23 protein-coding genes are annotated in these 17,506 nt (G+C 31.6%); 3 read left to right on the top strand and 20 right to left on the bottom strand.

From position 1 onward, the window contains the following. Nucleotide 1: 1 nt before the first annotated feature. The 12 genes from ABDJ34_RS04745 to ABDJ34_RS04690 form a co-directional block, all read right to left on the bottom strand. Nucleotides 2-1,822 (bottom strand): ATP-binding protein, encoded by a 1,821-nt coding sequence (locus ABDJ34_RS04745; RefSeq protein WP_412701546.1) that lies wholly within the window; start codon nt 1,820-1,822, stop codon nt 2-4. Next, on the bottom strand, nt 1,822-2,775 hold the full coding sequence (locus tag ABDJ34_RS04740; RefSeq protein WP_412701545.1) for a DNA double-strand break repair nuclease NurA: 954 nt from the start codon (nt 2,773-2,775) through the stop codon (nt 1,822-1,824). The genes ABDJ34_RS04745 and ABDJ34_RS04740 overlap by 1 nt, the downstream gene beginning before the upstream one ends. Beyond that, complete coding sequence (gene rsmI, locus ABDJ34_RS04735) at nt 2,772-3,599, bottom strand: 16S rRNA (cytidine(1402)-2'-O)-methyltransferase (RefSeq protein ID WP_412701544.1); 828 nt, start codon at nt 3,597-3,599, stop codon at nt 2,772-2,774. Before rsmI ends, ABDJ34_RS04740 begins: the two co-directional genes overlap by 4 nt. Then, nucleotides 3,580-4,293: a tRNA1(Val) (adenine(37)-N6)-methyltransferase gene (locus ABDJ34_RS04730; protein WP_412701543.1), complete on the bottom strand. Its 714-nt coding sequence runs from the start codon at nt 4,291-4,293 to the stop codon at nt 3,580-3,582. The genes rsmI and ABDJ34_RS04730 overlap by 20 nt, the downstream gene beginning before the upstream one ends. A 50-nt stretch (nt 4,294-4,343) precedes the next feature. Then, a complete protein-coding gene (locus ABDJ34_RS04725) occupies nt 4,344-4,514 on the bottom strand; it encodes a DUF362 domain-containing protein (protein WP_002835022.1) in 171 nt (56 codons plus the stop codon). Between the two features lie 88 nt (nt 4,515-4,602). Then, complete coding sequence (locus tag ABDJ34_RS04720) at nt 4,603-5,445, bottom strand: PSP1 domain-containing protein (RefSeq protein ID WP_094207379.1); 843 nt, start codon at nt 5,443-5,445, stop codon at nt 4,603-4,605. Continuing rightward, complete coding sequence (locus tag ABDJ34_RS04715) at nt 5,438-6,256, bottom strand: DNA polymerase III subunit delta' (protein ID WP_353316392.1); 819 nt, start codon at nt 6,254-6,256, stop codon at nt 5,438-5,440. Before ABDJ34_RS04715 ends, ABDJ34_RS04720 begins: the two co-directional genes overlap by 8 nt. Then, the gene (locus tag ABDJ34_RS04710) at nt 6,256-6,528 is read right to left on the bottom strand and encodes a cyclic-di-AMP receptor (RefSeq protein WP_002835026.1); all 273 of its coding nucleotides are present in this window, start codon (nt 6,526-6,528) and stop codon (nt 6,256-6,258) included. Before ABDJ34_RS04710 ends, ABDJ34_RS04715 begins: the two co-directional genes overlap by 1 nt. A gap of 8 nt (nt 6,529-6,536) precedes the next feature. Further along, nucleotides 6,537-6,863, bottom strand: coding sequence for a cyclic-di-AMP receptor (locus ABDJ34_RS04705; protein ID WP_002837271.1), 327 nt, complete (start codon nt 6,861-6,863; stop codon nt 6,537-6,539). Then, a complete protein-coding gene (gene tmk, locus ABDJ34_RS04700; RefSeq protein ID WP_154271606.1) occupies nt 6,860-7,471 on the bottom strand; it encodes a dTMP kinase in 612 nt (203 codons plus the stop codon). Before tmk ends, ABDJ34_RS04705 begins: the two co-directional genes overlap by 4 nt. Before the next feature lie 50 nt (nt 7,472-7,521). After that, nucleotides 7,522-8,160, bottom strand: a complete 639-nt coding sequence (locus tag ABDJ34_RS04695; RefSeq protein WP_094207382.1) for a 50S ribosomal protein L25 — start codon at nt 8,158-8,160, stop codon at nt 7,522-7,524. A 95-nt stretch (nt 8,161-8,255) separates the two neighbouring features. Beyond that, nucleotides 8,256-8,495 (bottom strand): pro-sigmaK processing inhibitor BofA family protein, encoded by a 240-nt coding sequence (locus tag ABDJ34_RS04690; protein WP_227905006.1) that lies wholly within the window; start codon nt 8,493-8,495, stop codon nt 8,256-8,258. Between the two features lie 85 nt (nt 8,496-8,580). On the opposite strand from ABDJ34_RS04690, the gene tpx reads away from it, so the two are divergent. Continuing rightward, nucleotides 8,581-9,087 carry a thiol peroxidase gene (tpx, locus tag ABDJ34_RS04685; RefSeq protein ID WP_316523662.1) on the top strand — a complete coding sequence of 169 codons (507 nt, stop codon included), beginning with the start codon at nt 8,581-8,583 and terminating at the stop codon, nt 9,085-9,087. A 159-nt stretch (nt 9,088-9,246) separates the two neighbouring features. Here the strand turns inward: tpx and trxA are convergent, their stop codons facing one another. The 7 genes from trxA to rpsF all read right to left on the bottom strand — a co-directional run bounded on the left by trxA (nt 9,247) and on the right by rpsF (nt 15,052). Further along, nucleotides 9,247-9,555, bottom strand: coding sequence for a thioredoxin (gene trxA / locus ABDJ34_RS04680; RefSeq protein WP_002835037.1), 309 nt, complete (start codon nt 9,553-9,555; stop codon nt 9,247-9,249). A gap of 9 nt (nt 9,556-9,564) precedes the next feature. Beyond that, nucleotides 9,565-10,938 (bottom strand): D-alanyl-D-alanine carboxypeptidase family protein, encoded by a 1,374-nt coding sequence (locus ABDJ34_RS04675; protein WP_412701542.1) that lies wholly within the window; start codon nt 10,936-10,938, stop codon nt 9,565-9,567. Nucleotides 10,939-10,950: 12 nt separating this feature from the next. Beyond that, the gene (locus ABDJ34_RS04670) at nt 10,951-12,786 is read right to left on the bottom strand and encodes a polysaccharide biosynthesis protein (RefSeq protein ID WP_412701541.1); all 1,836 of its coding nucleotides are present in this window, start codon (nt 12,784-12,786) and stop codon (nt 10,951-10,953) included. A gap of 85 nt (nt 12,787-12,871) precedes the next feature. Continuing rightward, complete coding sequence (locus tag ABDJ34_RS04665) at nt 12,872-13,933, bottom strand: branched-chain amino acid aminotransferase (protein WP_412701540.1); 1,062 nt, start codon at nt 13,931-13,933, stop codon at nt 12,872-12,874. 53 nt (nt 13,934-13,986) lie between these two features. Continuing rightward, complete coding sequence (gene rpsR, locus ABDJ34_RS04660; RefSeq protein WP_002835041.1) at nt 13,987-14,211, bottom strand: 30S ribosomal protein S18; 225 nt, start codon at nt 14,209-14,211, stop codon at nt 13,987-13,989. A gap of 20 nt (nt 14,212-14,231) precedes the next feature. Next, nucleotides 14,232-14,744 carry a single-stranded DNA-binding protein gene (locus tag ABDJ34_RS04655; protein WP_002835042.1) on the bottom strand — a complete coding sequence of 171 codons (513 nt, stop codon included), beginning with the start codon at nt 14,742-14,744 and terminating at the stop codon, nt 14,232-14,234. A 20-nt stretch (nt 14,745-14,764) separates the two neighbouring features. Further along, complete coding sequence (gene rpsF / locus ABDJ34_RS04650; RefSeq protein ID WP_002835043.1) at nt 14,765-15,052, bottom strand: 30S ribosomal protein S6; 288 nt, start codon at nt 15,050-15,052, stop codon at nt 14,765-14,767. 179 nt (nt 15,053-15,231) lie between these two features. Here rpsF and ABDJ34_RS04645 point away from each other — a divergent pair, with 179 nt between their 5' ends. After that, nucleotides 15,232-15,921: a hydrolase gene (locus tag ABDJ34_RS04645; RefSeq protein ID WP_316102883.1), complete on the top strand. Its 690-nt coding sequence runs from the start codon at nt 15,232-15,234 to the stop codon at nt 15,919-15,921. Next, entirely contained in the window at nt 15,914-16,447 is a 534-nt protein-coding gene (locus ABDJ34_RS04640; RefSeq protein WP_412701539.1) for a biotin transporter BioY, read from the top strand. The genes ABDJ34_RS04645 and ABDJ34_RS04640 overlap by 8 nt, the downstream gene beginning before the upstream one ends. A gap of 47 nt (nt 16,448-16,494) precedes the next feature. Here ABDJ34_RS04640 and fni read toward each other — a convergent pair whose 3' ends face one another. Further along, a complete protein-coding gene (gene fni, locus ABDJ34_RS04635; protein ID WP_412701538.1) occupies nt 16,495-17,505 on the bottom strand; it encodes a type 2 isopentenyl-diphosphate Delta-isomerase in 1,011 nt (336 codons plus the stop codon). Between the last annotated feature and the right edge of the window lies 1 nt (nt 17,506).

The following is a 17,506-nucleotide window of genomic DNA, read 5'->3' as shown; positions in this document are numbered from 1 at the left end:
ATTAATCCTCTTTTAAATAGTAGCTTTCTCCCATGATAGATTTTTTCTTGGTAATGTATCCATCATTGCTAAGCTTATTTAACTTATCTTCCAATTCACTAACACTCAGTTTTATATTGTGTCTTTCTTCGATTATCTTACAAATCCTAAATAAATCAAGAGTTATTGGAAATACATTGTCTTCTTTCAACATTTTAAATAATTCCATATCCGATTCGTTTTTCTTTTCAACATTTATTTGAAGCATTCGATACATTTCATCAAAAGGATTTTTGAATTTCGGTTGTGTAGTGTATGCAAGTCTAATTCTTGCAAACAATGTTTTTCCAATTTGAGCTTGAGAAATGAATACATCACCGTTGGATAGATATGGAAGTCTTCGTATTTCTTCAGATGACAAATCAGTTTCTTTTCTGATAACTTCAAGGTCCTTTTCAGTTGAAATTCTAAAAATAAATTTTGTAGACAACTGTGCAATTGTAGTCTGTTCGATTGCAGCCATTCTTTGGGAAGCTAGTATGAGAAAAACTCCGTATTTTCTACCTTCTTGGGCGATCTCTTTAATTATTCTTCTTGTAACAGATACTTGATCGCTGCCACAGAAGTTGTGAGCTTCATCAAAAACCATGCATATAATCGGAAAATATTCGTTTGTCATAGCATCAACATATCTTCTTCTTTTTCTGTAACAAGAATTCACTGCATACGATGCGTACAAGTTCAACATCTTTTGCGTACCCTGAATTATAACTGTTTTGCCGTCTTTTAATGCTTCGAAAAGTTTTTGTGAAGTGTTCAAAAATATATCTGTGTTCAGTAATCTATTAAATCTCCTGATAACAGCTTGAAGTGAATCCACGTTTACAAGTTGTGAAAATCTTTCATAGTATCCCGTCGTGTCATCTTCCTTATCAGACAAGGCTGTGGATATGGTTGTCAAATAATCTAAAAAAGCATTTGCACTCGATTGTGTTATTGAGTCTTTGTCAAGGATAGCTTCATAAGCAGATTTCATAGATTCCGTGAGTTCTCCTTGTGTTTCTATCAAACTTATAAGCTCATATCTGTTCAAATCTGGAAAATTAATCCCCAAATCTTCCCCAACCTTTAAAACTTCAAATTTATCAGAAAAATCTATCCCGTAATTTTCCATAGTTCTATCTTTAAAAACCATTTGATTATGTGGATCAAACACTATCGTAGGAACAGATTTTTTCATTAGCTCTTCGATAACTACTCGCAACCCGTATGATTTACCAGATCCTGATCCTCCAAAAATACCAATATGCGGATATTCAATCATGTTGTAATAGTTAAATAAATAAACCAATTCTTCTTGATTGTGGACTTTTTGATTAGAATCCATGATTTTCAACAAATTTTTGTATTCAACGGGACATGTTTTATAAATCTCTTCTGTGTTTTTTATAATTCCTATTTCAAGTGATTTGTCAATTGTACCAGAATAAAACAAGTGTTTAATCTCATCGAACTTTGGTTTTCTAACTGTTGATCCTGCTTCAATCGCAAATGCTGGATCGTCCATCACTCTGAATTTGTAAATGTATTTGATTCCTTCAGAAATGTTGTATCCTACTGCTTGAAGTTTTAGAATTTGTTCTTTGGTTATATAAGAATCAGCAGTGTTTGACTCCATAAATTCATTAACACTGTGAGTTTCTGTGACTTGACATAAAATATCCCCTTGTTTGATATCTTCCACAATCATATACTCATTGATTCTAAGTCTATCGTATTTACTAGCTACAAAACATTCGATTTGGTCGGTCATGCCGACTACTCTAAAATCTAAATCATTCATTATATAACTCTTTTACTCCTTTGAGATCTAAATATCGATTGGTACATTTCAGTATCCAAGTATTTCTTAGCCAATATTTCAGCTTGTTTGTTGTCAATCCTAGTTTTCTTGTCAACCAAATCCAACAAAAATGGTACTCCTCTTGTATTTTCATCGGACATTGTAAGTACAAAAGAAATTATTTCATCAAAATCATTCATGTTTTGTGAAGGAATGTCGACAGCTATTACACAAGGATCCTTGGAAGTTCTGATGAAAGCTTGTTCTATATTGTACTCTTCTTTTCTGGATTTATGGTTTTCTACTACAAACCCTTCGTTCATATCTAATACATTGAACAAAGCTTCCCTGTCGAAAAGCATACCTACATTTTTTCCGTTTTCGTGAAATGTGTTCATAATAATCTTTGTGCTGATTTCTTCAACAACTCCAACTAAAATAACATGTTTCTCATAACAAAGTTTCACCAAATCTTCATATAAATCTTCCGCTTCAAGGCTGTATCTCATTAAAGTTCCATCCATCATAAGTATGTTGATGTCGTGATGTGAAACTGCTTCAATCGCTACAGCAAGTTCTGTCGCACACAATTTTTCTTTTGAGATTTGGAATTGATCACGTTCCGAAAATTCATCCACCAACGGACACAAAATATCCGCCTTAATCAAATGTTCTTGATCAGAACTTAGAAGAGCCATAGACTGAAAAAACTCCACATAATTAGGATAATTTGCTCCAATTCTATTAACTGAGCCGTCTACGACGCAAATACTACCTGATTCTTTAATTTCTTTTAACTTATTAACATCAAATCTATCATAAACTTTGATGTTCCCAATCTCATTTGTAACTAAATTTCTTACATCTTTTCTGTTTAATCGAGAGACATTTTTTCTATTTTTAAGTCTCTCATTTAAATGAGATACTTCATCTATTAAATCTTTTGAAATCATAATTCTAAGCTCTCTTTGTAGACATCATTTTTCTTCAAACCGTAAACATCGCTCACAATCTTCACCGCTTGTTTTTTTGACATTCCATCGTTGATGAGTTCAGTGAGTTTTTCTTTTACATCTATATCTTCATCTTCTTCAATTAGTTTGTCGATTACAATTACAAATTCACCTTTTACAGTTTCGTTTTTTAACATTTCTATAACTTCAGCACAAGTTCCTTTCATAACAGATTCGTGAATTTTTGTTAGTTCTCTTAGAACACAAATCTTTCTGTTTCCCAGAAACCCACTGAGTTCTTGCACTGTCGCCTCAATTCTATGGACTGATTCGTATATTATTGTGGTCATCGTTGCGTTTTTGATTTGGTCGTAGAATTTGTTTTTCTCAGAATTTTTTCTTGGCACGAATCCCAAGAATGCGAATTGCAAACTATCGAATCCACTTCTCACCAAAGCAGTAATTGCAGCACTTGCACCTGGTAGCACTTCAATATCTACACCTCGATCAATCGCCTTTTCTAGTAAAATTTGTCCAGGATCACTGATAGAAGGCATTCCCGCATCACTTACTACTGCGCAATTTATATTTTCCAATAAAATTTTGCCGATAATTTCTTCTGATCTGCTTTGTTCGTTATGTTTGTGATAACTTACAAGAGGCGTTTTGATGTCATAATAATTCAGTAGTTTCGATGTGTTTCTGGTATCTTCACAATAAATCACATCCACATTTTTCAAAACATCTAACGACCTCAAAGTCATATCAGCCAAGTTCCCAATAGGAGTTGGCACGACGTAAATTTTAGACTTTTGTAATTCCATATATATTCATCACTTCTTCCGTGTAGTCTTCGTCATTATAAATAATCAGATTTTTCTCAAAGGTTAAGAATGGTTTCTGATTTTTCACAAATTGTATCATAACTAGATTGGGCTTATCATCAATTCTTGATTGCACAAACCTAATTCTCTTTGCTTCCATATTATATTTTCTTGCAATACTTAATAAATCGACCAATCTCTCACATCTATTTATCATAAATAAAGACCTATTAGATTTGAGCTTCAACTTTGCAAATTCAAATAAATCTTCCAATTTCATCTCATTATCGTATCTCGATGTATGAAAATTAGTATTTTTGTTAGAAATACCATGACCATTTTTTTGATAAGGAGGGTTAACTATTATATTGTCGATTGAATCATTTTTGATGTAGACATTTTTAAAATCATCATTGATAATATCGACATTTTCCAAATTATTAATCGCGATTGTTTCAGCCAACATATCTGCAACATCTTTTTGAATTTCAATTCCGATGCATTTTGACAAATTATACATTGCATTACATCTCAACATCAATATTCCTGTCCCACAGCCAATATCAATTAGATTGGTGCCTTTTTTCATTTTTGCAAAATCTGTGAGTAAAATGGAATCAATCGTAAAAGAAAATTTCTCATCATCGGCAATTATTTTTAAATCTGTTTTTGGTATAAAATGTTCTCTTTTCATATTAAAAAAATAGACCACTCAAAAATGAGTAGTCTAATTCTCCCCTAAAATTAGCAGTCTTGATGTGGAGCATCTACTGGACATACGTCAGCACAAGAACCACAATCGATACATGCGTCTTGATCAATTGTATAAATGTCCCCTTCAGAAATACAATCTACTGGACATTCAGGTTTACATTGTCCGCAAGCGATACAATCGTCAGAAATTTTATAAGCCATATTGCTTTACCCCCTTGTAATTTTAGAGCGTATTATGTATTTATGCTCTACAATCATTATTACACACTATTGGAATAAATGCAAGTGTTTAATGACATTTATGATTACATCCACCGCATTTATTAAAATCAATTAATTCGTCGACATTCACTTGAACTAATTCTTCAGTTTGATCCTCTGTCATGACCTTTACCTTTACAGATTCCAAAAGAGTATTAGTTTCAGTCACAACTCCTTCTCCCATCTCAGTAGTAACTTTTTGACCAACATGTGGCATTTTCTTTAATTTGCATTCATAGCCTTCTTGCTCATAATTCAAACAGCACATAAGTCTTCCACAAAGCCCACTGATTTTTGAAGGATTGAGAGATAATGATTGGTCTTTTGCCATTTTAATACTAACTGGATTGAAATTTCTCATATATCTGTTGCAGCAGCATCTTTGACCACAAGGACCAATTCCTCCTGCAATCTTCGCTTGATCTCTCACTCCAATTTGTCTCAATTCTATTCTGATTCTGAAAATTCTCGCTAATTCTTTTACTAATTCCCTAAAATCAACTCTTTCATCTGAAGTAAAATAAAAAATAACCTTATTGTTATCAAATGTATATTCACAGTCCACTAATTTCATATCCAAGCCGAATTCTTTTACCTTTTCTTTGCAGACTTCGATAGATTCCTTAGCTTTCTTCTTATTTTCCATATAAATATAATCATCTGCACTATCAGCCAATCTTATGATTGGTTTAAGATCAGACGATAATTCTTTTTCATTTATTTCAAAATTTTCTTTTACAACAACCCCATACTCAATACCACGAGCAGTCTCTACAATTACATGATCTCCTAGTTTATATTGAAGATTATTGGAGTCGAAGTAATACACTTTACCAGCTTGTCTAAAACTAACACCAGTTACATCAAGCATAGTTTTCCTCCATTATATACAATAAAAGCTCTTCCATAGAAAGCTCAAAATTCGCATTAACTTTAAAATATCCTCTTACAGACTCAATCTTGTCCAAAGTATCCACGATAATTCTCTCATTTGCCTTTGGATATTTCTTGTACAATTTCACAAAATCTTTATTCAAAGAAGAATCATCCTTAGTCTTCACAAATTTCAAAAACGACGAATAAAACTCCATCAAAAAATCAAACAATACATCTGTGTCTTTTTGAAAATCTGACAAATATTCCTTAGAATCTAACATTGTAAGAAGATTTTGCCCCATAGATTTATCCAAAATGTCCAAAGCTATCGTATAATCAAATTTTTCATTTTCTTTTTCACTTAGATAATTAATTACTTGGCATCTGGAAATAATAGTTTTGAGAAGTTTATTCTTATTGTCTGTAAGTAATATAAAATACACAAAAGGCTTTGGCTCTTCCAAATTTTTTAAAAGAGCGTTAGAAGCCTCTGTCCTCATCAAATCAGCCTGTTTTATCAACACGACCTTGTTATTAGATTCAAAAGGCTTTGTGGATACAAATTTTGAAATATCTCTGATTTTGTCTATGGTTATAGAATTTTTCTCAGGTTCTATAACCAACAGATCGGATAACTTATCTCTGTCAAACTTCAACTTCAAATTTGAATTACTAACAAGTAAATTGTATATCAAAGCCTCAGCATCATAATTTATTTCGCTTAAATTCTCACCATATAGTAAATATTGGTTAGAAATTTTATTATTCTTGACTTGATTTATCAAAGTTTTGTTTTTCGGTAACATTAAAACTTTTTAAAATCCTCTAAATCCATAACGAAAATATTAGCCTTTGATTCATTATCAGACTCAATATCATTTTCGTCACATACTTTTTTAATCAAATCTAAAATAGATTGTTCTTTTTCCACATCAGTACCTATCAACATTGTAGTATTTCCTTTTTTCAAAAAACCACCAGTTGATGATAATTTAGTAGAAGAAATTTTATTCTCCAACAATTCTTTTGAAAGAATATGACTCAAGTCATCTTCCATAATTACAACTATAAGTTTCATAAAATCACCTAAAATCTCAAATACTTATCTACTTCTAGTAAAAATACAGTAGCTCCACCTACCATAACCTCTACAGGATATGATATGTAGTTAGTTCCTGGCATACTAACAGAAAGCATTGAAGTTGTAGTTTCTCTTGATTTGCAATCATTTTCAATGATTTCCAAACATTTATCTACATTTTCATCTTCAGTACCTATTAACAAAGTGCTGTTTCCTGTCTTCAAAAATCCGCCAGTTGAAGCCAACTTTGTAATTCTAAAACCAGCTTCAGTAAGATCTGCATTTAAATTATATACATCTTGATCTTGAACAATTGCAACAACTAGTTTCATAAAACATTTCTCCTTTTTAAAACTTTTATACATTGACTAAATACGTCTTCTACAGATTGAGTTGCATCAATAATTTCTATATTCTTTTCAGAATTTAGAATCTCTTTATATCCATTATATACCCTTTCATGGAAATTATTACCCTCTTTTTCAAGTCTATCTGCTGTATCCAAGGAAGATTTTCTCTTCAAAGTAGTAATAGGATCTACATCAAAAAACAAAACGAAATCAGGAAACACTCCATTTATACCAAATTCATTAATTTTTCTAACATTTTCAATTCCCAAATCTCTTCCTACACCTTGGTATGCAAGGGAAGATATAAGAAATCTATCACACAAAACAATTTTATTCTCGTTTAATGCAGGTAGAATTGTTTCTTCAACATGTTGTGCCCTAGAAGCTGCATATAACAAAGCTTCTGTTCTATAGCCCATTTCGGTGTTTTCAGTATCAAGTATCAAATTCCTGATCTTTTCAGCAATGGGACTTCCACCAGGCTCTCTAGTTTTAATTACATCGTAATTATTCTCGATTAAATAATCGTAAACTTTTTGAATTATGGTTGATTTCCCACTGCCGTCAGGACCTTCAAAAGTAATAAACATAATTTATCCTATAAAAAAAGCGAGTTAACTCGCTTTATTTTTTCTATTTATTATTCTGCGTCTTCTTCTTCAGTTTCACCAACTGTTGGAACATCTGCAGATACTTCTTCATCTTCATCATCAATTACTTCTTCTTTTGGTTCAGATAATGAACATACTGCTTCAGTTTCGTCTTCAAGAACTGTTATGTCAGCATTTTTGAATACATCCAAATCCTTTACTTCGAAAGTATCGCCAATTTGCATATCAATAACTGATACAACAGCTTCGTTTGGTAAGTTCTTTGGTAAACATTCGATTTCGATTTCGTCCAAGAATTGCATCAATACAGATGGTTGAACTCTGATTTCATCTCTTCCTTCTAATACAACTGGAATAGTAAAGTTTGCAACTTCTCCCATTTTGATTGCTTTGAAATCAACGTGAACATATTGATTTTTAAATGGATGCTTTTGAACTTCTCTTATGATTACAGTGTGATCTTCACCATCAACTTTAACATCGATTAAGCTTGAAGTTCCTGCCATTAAGTGAACTTTTCTTAATTCTTTTTCATCAACACATACATTAATTGGTTCTAAGTCTTTTCCGTAAATAACTCCTGGAACCATTTCTTTTACTCTTAATTTTCTAACTGCGTTAGAGCCAACTTTGTCTCTTTTTTGCATATCTAATTTATAGTTAGTCATTTATTTTCCTCCTAAGTAATCTAAAATCTCTATTAATTATACCAAATAAGTGATTTCTTCGCAACAAATTTAATATTTTAGTTGATAATTTCTTGCTAGATAACAAAATAATATAAAAATAAAACAACCAATCCCGGAACTCCAAAAATACCGACAATTAACATATCAATCAAATTATATGGAATATGCATATTAAAAAAACTTAAGAAAATATTTAAAATAAAAATTCCTACAAAACCAGAAAGGGCATGCATCCCCAATTTAAAAGAAATCTTAAAGAATAACGCCAAAATCGCAACGCTAATTAATACAATTATAATTGTAGCTGTGCTCATTAAAATCAACTCCTCTTGTTTATTTAAATAATTTTTTGGGTATAAACCATTTGAATGAAAATGAAATTATAAGGAGGTCTATAACATGGACAAAAGACAAGAAACAACATTTGGAAACAACCCTGTGACATTATTAGGAACTAAAGTAAACGTAGGAGATAAAGCTTCCGATTTCACTTGCTTAAACGCAGAATTAAAACCAGTAAAATTATCTGATTATGACGGAAAGAAAAAATTAATTTCTGTAGTACCATCGATCGATACTGGCGTTTGCGAATTCCAAACAAAAGAATTTAACAAAAAAGCTAGTGAATTTGACAACACAATTATATTTACAATTAGCTGTGATTTACCATTTGCACAATCAAGATTCTGTGCAGCTGAAGGAATCGACAACCTATTAGTCCTAAGCGATCACAAAGATTTAGATTTTGGTTTGAAGTATGGTTTCGTTATGGAAGAATTCCGTCTTCTTAACAGAGGTATTGTAATTTTAGATGAAAACAACGAAGTTAAATACGTTGAATACGTAAAAGAAAATACAAATCACCCTGATTACGATAAAGCTATAGAAGCCTTAAAATCACTTTAATAAATTATATCATACAAAAATAAAATAAAATTTTCAAAATGTATACAATATGATTAAGTTTTTTAAACAAAGCCTCACAAAAAGTGAGGCTTTGTTTTTTGCAAAAAATTAAGCCTAATCTCATAAGAAATTAGGCTTATTGTAAGCTATTTGTTTTGGTTACTTTAGCATATCCAAGATATATTCTTTTTCAACCATACCTACAGTAGATTTTATGATTTCTCCATCTTCAAATACTAATATTGTAGGAATACTCATTACTTTGTATTTTCTGGAAATTTCTTGTGCTCCATCTACATTTAGTTTACAGATTTTGATGTTTTCGTCTTTGTTTTCTTCATCAATTTCTTCAATTATTGGAGCAAGTCCTTGGCATGGTCCACACCAATCCGCATAGAAATCCACCAAAATTTTACCTTTTGCTTGAATTACTTCTTCATCAAAGTTTTCATTGTTTAAATAAATCATATTTCACCTCTAATTATTGTTATCACTGTTGTCGTTGTTGTCATTATTTCTGTCATTTTGATTATTATTTTGTCCATTATCTTCAGAATTTTGATTGTTATTTCTATTTTTGTCAGAGTTTTCTGAGTTTTCATCATCTGAATTATCTCTGTTATTATTTGAGTTATCATTGTCTGTTTTTCTCTCAGAGTTTTCTTCTGAATTTGATGGCTCTTTTTCTTCGTTGTTTTGCTTGTCGCCATCTTCTTTGTTGTTATCAGTGTTTGTTACATTTTCATCTGCAACTTTAAGATATTCTTCCAAAGTTAGATTTTGATCGTGAAGAATTTTAGCCAAATCAATTCCAACATATCTGAAGTGCCATGGAGCAAAGCTTAAGCCTGTTATATCTTTCTTTCCTTCAGGATATCTTAATACGAAACCGTATTTATAAGCATTGTCCATCAACCACTTGTATTCTTTTGATTTTGAGAAATCTAATTTGTATTTAAGTGTGTAATCTTCACCTATCAAATCATAAGCAAGCCCTGTTTGATGTTCAGAAGTACCAGCTTTTACGAATTTTACATCTTCTACATCTTCTAACTTAGATTGTTGTTCGAATGATCTATAATCGCTTACACTTCTTAGTATTACACCGTCTTTGTTCGCATCATTAACCATTAAAGTAAATGATTTACGAGCGTCTTCATCAATACCTGGATCGTAATCTGATGGCAATGTGTAGTCGCTGTTTACAATCAAAACGCCTTTTATTACTTTGAATTGATTTTTGTTTTCTATATCTGACAAATCAGATTTTAAAATATATCCTTTTTTTCCATTATACACTACGTATGAGAAATCTCCTTGATCTGAGTAATACTTTACATATGCATTGTTAGGGATTTGTTCAAGGACAGTGGATACTTTTTCGCTCTTTTCATACAAATTAGTCATTTTATTTGTCTTTGAGAACTTAACTAATGATTGAACAATCGGTTGCGGTTTTACTGGTGTTTGGTTAGTTATTGTTGTTTGTTGTTTTGGTTTTGCGTTATTTTTATTTGCAACCTTCTTAACCGCGAAAACTATTAAAAGTATCAAAACTATTGCCACGATTGCGGAAATAATTCTTCTTCTTCTCAACTTTTTCTTTCTAGCTATTCTTTTTTGTCTAGCTATTCTTTTTCTTTCCATTTCAACCATTTCTGGAGTCAAAACTATTGTTTTGCCCATGTCTTGTTCATGATTGTAACTATTTCTTTGTCGTCTCATTTCTCTACGATTTTTCTCGGCGTTTTTCTTTCTGCGTCTCATTTCGCTTTCTGAAACTCTGCCGCTTGAAAAATCGTATTTTTTATTAATATCACTGTAGCTTGATTTTCTTTTCTTGTCAGCCATATTCCACCTCTTTTATTGATGTTCTACATCCGGAGTATAATTTGGTACGATCTTTTGCAATTGTTCTACAATTACTAACTTAGAGTTTTGTTCTGTAGTTTTCTTCAAATCCACTAAGTCGTCAGATAATTTTTCTATATCGTGAACCACCGGTTCTTCTACAAATATCATATCATATTTTGTCTTACTTATATTATTAGCTTCAATCAAAGTTTCTTCGTAAAGTTTCTCTCCAGGTCTAAGTCCCGTAAATTCTATCTTGATGTCTTTGTCCAATTCCAAACCTGATAACTTTATCAATTTTTTAGCCAAATCTACTATTTTAACAGGATCCCCCATATCTAACACAAATATTTCTCCACCTTCTGCCATTGCTCCAGCTTGCATAACAAGTTGACAAGCTTCAGGAATTGTCATGAAATATCTAATGATATCTTTATGAGTAACAGTAACTGGTCCACCTTCTTGAATTTGCTTTTTGAATAGTGGAATTACTGAACCATTTGATCCAAGCACGTTTCCAAATCTAACTGCCACATACTCTGTTTTAGAAATTTGATTTTTAGATTGTACTAATAGCTCACAAATTCTCTTTGTGCACCCCATTACAGATGTCGGATTAACCGCCTTATCTGTAGATATTAATACGAATTTCTTGACGTTATGAATATCGCAACAATCTATTATATTTTTCGTTCCAAATACATTGTTCAAAACAGCTGCTTGTGGTGAATGTTCCATCAAAGGAACGTGTTTGTGAGCTGCAGCGTGGAACACAACATCTGGTTTGTGAATTCCAAAAATCGCATTCATTCTATCGAAGTTTCTTATAGATTCTATAATAACATCAATTGGTGCATCAGGATCATTTCTCAAAATTTCATTTTGTATATCATAAGTAGTGTTTTCATAGATATCAATCATCACCAATTTTTTTGGTTTATATTTTAATATTTGTCTACAAAGCTCACTACCTATTGATCCACCTGCGCCAGTTACCATTACGACTTTATCGTTCAAAAATTCATTAAGAATTTCTTTATCCAATACTACTTGGTCACGTCCAAGCAAGTCTTCGATTTGAACATCTCTTAAATCTTTCAAATCAACCTTGGAATCTATAAATTCATAATAACCAGGCATTATTTTAACTTTTGCATTAAGCTTTTCGCATTCATTAAGAATTTGTTTCTTTCGTTCTGAATCTATAGTTGGTATCGCTAGAACAATTTCTTCAACGTTGTACTCATGTGCCTTTTTAACAATATCACTTGTATCACCAACAACCGGAACCGAAGATATGCTTTTGTTTATTTTCGTATTATCATCGTCAAGTATACACACAGGTTTAGATTTCATTTCAGGATGATTTAGCATCTCACGAACAATCAAAACCCCAGCTGCACCTGCTCCTATTACCATTGAATTAACTTGTCCTTCGATAGTTTGTTCGACAGCTGATTTTTTATCAGTTTGAGTTCTTGCAATCATACGAACTATTAAAATCAATACAACTTCAAAAACAAGTGCAATCAAAAAGCTTGATCTTGGAAGTGTTGATTTTACCAAAATCAAAAACAATGAAGAACCGACACTTGCAATAGCAGTGTACACACCAGCTTTTAAGTAGTCTTCAAATGTTGCATATCTCCACATTACCTTGTACATTTTGAAAATAAAAAGTATCAAAATTTGTATTATTGTAACTACGGCTGCATATTTAAGATAGTAACTCATGTATCTTGAAGGTACTTGTCCGTCAAATCTTAAAAGCAATCCTACAACATACGATATATTGATAATTATAGCATCTAAAATTGCCAATACTATATTTCTGTATTTATTCATTTTAACTCCTCTGACAAATATTACTTATCGTATTCATTATACCATAAATACAAGATAAAATTATTTGGAAAATGACTTTTATCGTTTAAATCTCAACTCTCCAATTAAAGTTATCTTCAATCTTTCCAAATTGTAAATTAGTTAATGTTTCATAAACGTGAAGGCTAGTTTTTCCGATTTGACCATCGTTAATAATCATTTCATATTCATCATACAATAGCTTTCCAACTGGACTGATAACAGCTGCAGTTCCGGTTCCAAATATTTCTAGAAGCTCTCCATTTTTGTAATAATCTACGATATCGTCAATGGAAATTCTTTCTTCTGAAACTTCCATACCTTCGTATCTTAGTAATTCGATAACAGATTTTCTAGTTATTCCTTCCAAAATACTTCCGTTAATCATTGGCGTTATAACTTTATCTTTTAGCACAAAGAATATATTCATCGCACCGACTTCTTCGATGTATTTTCTTTCTACACCATCTAGCCATAAAACTTGTGAATAACCCCTATCGTGAGCAATATCTTGGCTTTTCATACTAGCAGCATAATTTCCACCAGTTTTTGCCATTCCCATTCCGCCTCTTACAGCTCTCACATAATCTTTTTCTACATAAATACTAACAGGGCTCAAACCATTTTTGTAATAAGATCCGCTTGGAGAAGCTATTATGATAAGTTTGTATTCATTACTAACTTTTACTCCTAATTGTGCATCAGTTGCAATGATAAAAGGTCTGATATACAATGAGCAACCTTCTTCTTCAGGTATCCAATCTCTTTCCAAATCGACAAATTTGTACAAATATTCCAAAACTTTTTCTTCATCGATTTGTGGAATACACAATCTATCATTGCTTTTATTTAATCTTTTTAAATTTTCTAATGGTCTAAACAAATATACTTTCCCATTATTTTTATAAGCTTTCATTCCTTCAAAAACAGTTTGTCCGTAATGAAAAACCATAGAAGAAGGATCCAGACAAATATCTTGGTAAGGAACTATCCTTTCATAGTGCCAACCTTTTTCTTTGTCGTAATCTATTACTAACATGTGATCTGTAAATATTTTTCCAAATCCCAATTCTTCACTATTAGAGTATTTTTGTTTTGGTGTTGTTGTTTTTTCAATTTTTAAACTCATTTATATCTCCTTATATGTAAAAAAAGCTACCATCAAGGTAGCTTAATTTTGTCTTATTCAGCACTGTATGGTAATAGTGCAACTTGTCTAGCTTTTTTGATAGCATCAGTTATTTGTCTTTGATGTTTTGCGTTTAATCCAGTTACTCTTCTTGGTAAAATCTTACCTCTTTCGCTGATATAGTTTTTAAGCATATTTACATCTTTATAATCAATAACTTTTGTTTTATCCTTTTGGAATGGATCTATCTTTTTTCTAGGTCTAAATCTTCTTTGCATATCTTTAAAACCTCCTACTATTAGAATGGAAGTTCGTCAATATCAGTCGGAACTGCATTGTCTCCCATTCCGAAATCGTCATTACTCTTATGAATATCGTTTGAATTTTGGAAATTATTGTTTTGGAAAGAATTATTGTTGAATGATTGGTTATTGTTGTAACCTTGATAGTTACCTGAATTTGGTTGTGAATTACTTGATTCAACAAAATCAAATTGATCGACAATTACATCAGTTGTATAAATTCTTTGTCCTTGTTGGTTTTCATAAGATCCCGTTTGAATGTGACCTGTAATAGCAATTCTATTTCCTTTGTGGAAATATTGTCCAATAACTTCTGCAGTCCTTCCAAAAGCAACGCAATTGATAAAATCCGCAGTTGGTTGATTGTTGTTTTCAGCTTCCATTCTTTTTTCTTTAGATAATCTTCTATCTACAGCAACACTAAATCTAGCGTTAGCTAATTGAGTATTCGCTGAATATCTCACTTCAGGGTCTCTTGTCAATCTACCCATCAAACTAACATTATTCAAAACATTTCCTCCTCTTACGATTATTGTTCGTCTACTCTAACAACCATGTATCTAATGATTTGGTCGAATAATCTACATCTTCTTTCGATTTCCTTAACAAATTGTGGATCTAAATCGAAGTTTACAATATAATAGTATCCTTCTTTAATGTAGTTAATTTCATAAGCTAATTTTCTTTTTCCCCAATCGTGAACTTCTTCAAGTTTACCATTTTCGTCAATTACTTGTTGAATTCTTGAGAATACAGTATTTCTGTCTTCTTCTGATAATTCTGGCTTAAAGATTAGCACTAATTCATATTTATTCATATGACACCTCCTTGTGGTCTATTTGGCCCCTATCCGGAGCAAGGATTTACCTATATATATTACCATAATCTTATAAGAATTACAACAAATTCCCAAAATATTTTTTAGTTTTTTTGATTTGCTAGAATGGCTTTATCTATTATAATATAAATATGAAATTCATTTTAAGGAGGCATCTTATGGATAAGAAATTTATACCAGAAGTAAAATCTAATTTGAGACACAGAATGGTACATATTCCAGAAGCTATGTATAAAGCATCTGGCATAACAGTTTTAGGTAAAAGAATAAAAACTCTTGTCTTCACAACAGACATTGCAATAATTAATAATACAAATGGCCACGCAATAATGGCAGTATATCCTTTCACACCAACATTATCAATCACAAATGCTATTATAATGTCTTCAAGTCTCCCAGTTTTTGCCGGAGTAGGTGGTGGAATTACATCTGGAATTAGAAGTGTAAATATGGCATTACAAGCAGAAATGTTAGGAGCTTACGGAGTAATCGTAAATGCCCCAATGAAAAACGAGACTATTGTTCAGATGAAAAAAGTTTTAGACATTCCTATCGTCGCTACAATCGTATCTGCATACGATGATATCGAAGGAAAAATCAATTCTGGTGCAGATATTTTAAATGTATCCGGTGGAAAGAAAACTGCATTTTTAGTTGAAGAAATCAGAAAAAAAGTTGGATATGAATTTCCAATAATTGCAACAGGCGGTGATAATGAGCAAAATGTTATCGATACGATAAATGCTGGAGCGAATGCTTTAAGTTATACTCCCCCAACATCAGCAGAAATTTTCCACGAAGTAATGGCAAATTACAGACAAGATATGAGAGAAAAGCAAGATGAGTAGAAGCATAGATACAAAAGAACTCATAAAAATCGCTTTATTTAGTGCGCTAATAATAATTGGATCTTATATAATAATTCCACTATTTCCAGTTCCTATTTCCTTACAAAGTTTGTTCGCAATATCATCTGGATATTATTTAAGCAAAAAATACGCGAATATGTCAGTTTTATTGTATATTGTATTAGGGCTTATTGGTCTTCCTGTTTTTGCGGGAGGAAAGGGTGGTATACAAGCAATATTTTCACCTAGCTTTGGTTATGTAATAGGATTTTTAGTACAAACTTTTTATGTAAAATTCAAAAATAGAAATCTTACGAAACTAAACCTTTTTATTATGTTCATGGTCTCATCACTTATAATTTACGCTTTTGGTGTGATATACATGGGAGTATTGTTCAAATTATCTAATAAACAATTCGACTTATGGAAATTATTATTCACTGGTATGATAGTCTTCTTACCTGGGGATATGTTAAAAGCTTTGGTTTTTAGTTTTGTTACGAATAGAGTAGAAAAATACATTTAAAAAAGTCATACAAGTTTGATATTAAAATCAAATTTGTATGACTTTTTTTATTCTGTAATTTCTTTTAATTTCCCAAATATTTTGTAGTCCACATTTTTAAGCTCATTGATGTTTTTTGCCCCTAGCATTACCATAAGCATTTTTAATTTATAAATCAAGCTATCCAAAAATTCCTTAGCAAATTCATAACCACCATGCATTAAATAAGATAATACTTCGCCACTCATCGCTGTCATATCTGCACCAAGGACTAATGCTTTTACAATATCAATTGATGTTTTTATTCCACCACTTGCAATCAAAAACAAATCGTCAGGCTTATCTTGCATGTCCAATAAAATCTTCGCTGTAGGAATTCCCCAACAGTAAAATTCAGAAAATTCCATATCGAATCTTCTATTATCTTCTATTTCAGAAAAATTTGTTCCACCAAAACCAGCAATATCAATGTATCTAACACCCAAATCGTATAAATCATAGATTGTTTTTTTGCTCATTCCGTAACCTACTTCTTTTACGATTATAGGCACATCTACATTTTCTACTATATTTTTAATGTTATCTTTTATTCCGGAAAATTCTCGGTCTCCTTCTTCCATAATCAACTCTTGAATTGGATTTAAGTGAAGGCCAAACATATCAGAGTCTATCATCTCAATTGCTTTTTGAACTGATTCCAAGCTTTCTCTTGCAGAAAGATTTCCTATTACGATGTTTTCGTTCTTAATCAAATTTTCACGTACAAGTTCAAAACTTTCAATCGCTTCATCTTCAACAAGACCTATTTTTTGACTACCAACTGCCATTGGAATATTGAATGTTTTACACAATCTAGCCAAATCTTCATTGATGTCACAACAGGAATCTCCGCCCCCAGTCATGGCGTTTATCATAAAAGGATAGTCGATTTTTTTGCCGTTAAATTCTATCGACAAATCGACATCATTCAAATCTAATTCTGGTAGTGATGTATGCTCCAAATACACACAATCAAATAAATTGTTGCCCTTGTATTCTGATTTTAAATAGTTTTCAATGTGTTCTTGCTTTCTTTCCACA

Origin of the sequence: Finegoldia dalianensis (genome assembly GCF_046255015.1) — a bacterium.
GTDB lineage: Bacteria > Bacillota > Clostridia > Tissierellales > Peptoniphilaceae > Finegoldia > Finegoldia magna.
The sequence above is the reverse complement of the archived record's forward strand: the minus strand, read 5'-3'. Positions and strand labels throughout refer to the sequence as shown.

Coding starts and splice junctions, on each gene's coding strand:
- rsmI (WP_412701544.1), bottom strand. CDS start 3,599: ATGGAATTACAAAAGTCTAAAATTTACGTCGTGCCAACTCCTATTGGG.
- ABDJ34_RS04720 (WP_094207379.1), bottom strand. CDS start 5,445: ATGCTTGATGTAACTGGTGTTAGTTTTAGACAAGCTGGTAAAGTGTAT.
- trxA (WP_002835037.1), bottom strand. CDS start 9,555: ATGATTTATTTAAACAATGAAAACTTTGATGAAGAAGTAATTCAAGCA.
- tmk (WP_154271606.1), bottom strand. CDS start 7,471: ATGTTTATTACTTTTGAAGGTCCTGACGGCAGTGGGAAATCAACCATA.
- ABDJ34_RS04690 (WP_227905006.1), bottom strand. CDS start 8,495: ATGAGCACAGCTACAATTATAATTGTATTAATTAGCGTTGCGATTTTG.
- rpsR (WP_002835041.1), bottom strand. CDS start 14,211: ATGCAAAGAAGATTTAGACCTAGAAAAAAGATAGATCCATTCCAAAAG.
- ABDJ34_RS04740 (WP_412701545.1), bottom strand. CDS start 2,775: ATGATTTCAAAAGATTTAATAGATGAAGTATCTCATTTAAATGAGAGA.
- ABDJ34_RS04645 (WP_316102883.1), top strand. CDS start 15,232: ATGGATAAGAAATTTATACCAGAAGTAAAATCTAATTTGAGACACAGA.
- tpx (WP_316523662.1), top strand. CDS start 8,581: ATGGACAAAAGACAAGAAACAACATTTGGAAACAACCCTGTGACATTA.
- ABDJ34_RS04745 (WP_412701546.1), bottom strand. CDS start 1,822: ATGAATGATTTAGATTTTAGAGTAGTCGGCATGACCGACCAAATCGAA.
- rpsF (WP_002835043.1), bottom strand. CDS start 15,052: ATGAATAAATATGAATTAGTGCTAATCTTTAAGCCAGAATTATCAGAA.
- ABDJ34_RS04695 (WP_094207382.1), bottom strand. CDS start 8,160: ATGACTAACTATAAATTAGATATGCAAAAAAGAGACAAAGTTGGCTCT.
- ABDJ34_RS04670 (WP_412701541.1), bottom strand. CDS start 12,786: ATGAATAAATACAGAAATATAGTATTGGCAATTTTAGATGCTATAATT.
- ABDJ34_RS04640 (WP_412701539.1), top strand. CDS start 15,914: ATGAGTAGAAGCATAGATACAAAAGAACTCATAAAAATCGCTTTATTT.
- ABDJ34_RS04730 (WP_412701543.1), bottom strand. CDS start 4,293: ATGAAAAGAGAACATTTTATACCAAAAACAGATTTAAAAATAATTGCC.
- ABDJ34_RS04665 (WP_412701540.1), bottom strand. CDS start 13,933: ATGAGTTTAAAAATTGAAAAAACAACAACACCAAAACAAAAATACTCT.
- ABDJ34_RS04710 (WP_002835026.1), bottom strand. CDS start 6,528: ATGAAACTTATAGTTGTAATTATGGAAGATGACTTGAGTCATATTCTT.
- ABDJ34_RS04715 (WP_353316392.1), bottom strand. CDS start 6,256: ATGTTACCGAAAAACAAAACTTTGATAAATCAAGTCAAGAATAATAAA.
- ABDJ34_RS04725 (WP_002835022.1), bottom strand. CDS start 4,514: ATGGCTTATAAAATTTCTGACGATTGTATCGCTTGCGGACAATGTAAA.
- ABDJ34_RS04675 (WP_412701542.1), bottom strand. CDS start 10,938: ATGGCTGACAAGAAAAGAAAATCAAGCTACAGTGATATTAATAAAAAA.
- ABDJ34_RS04705 (WP_002837271.1), bottom strand. CDS start 6,863: ATGAAACTAGTTGTTGCAATTGTTCAAGATCAAGATGTATATAATTTA.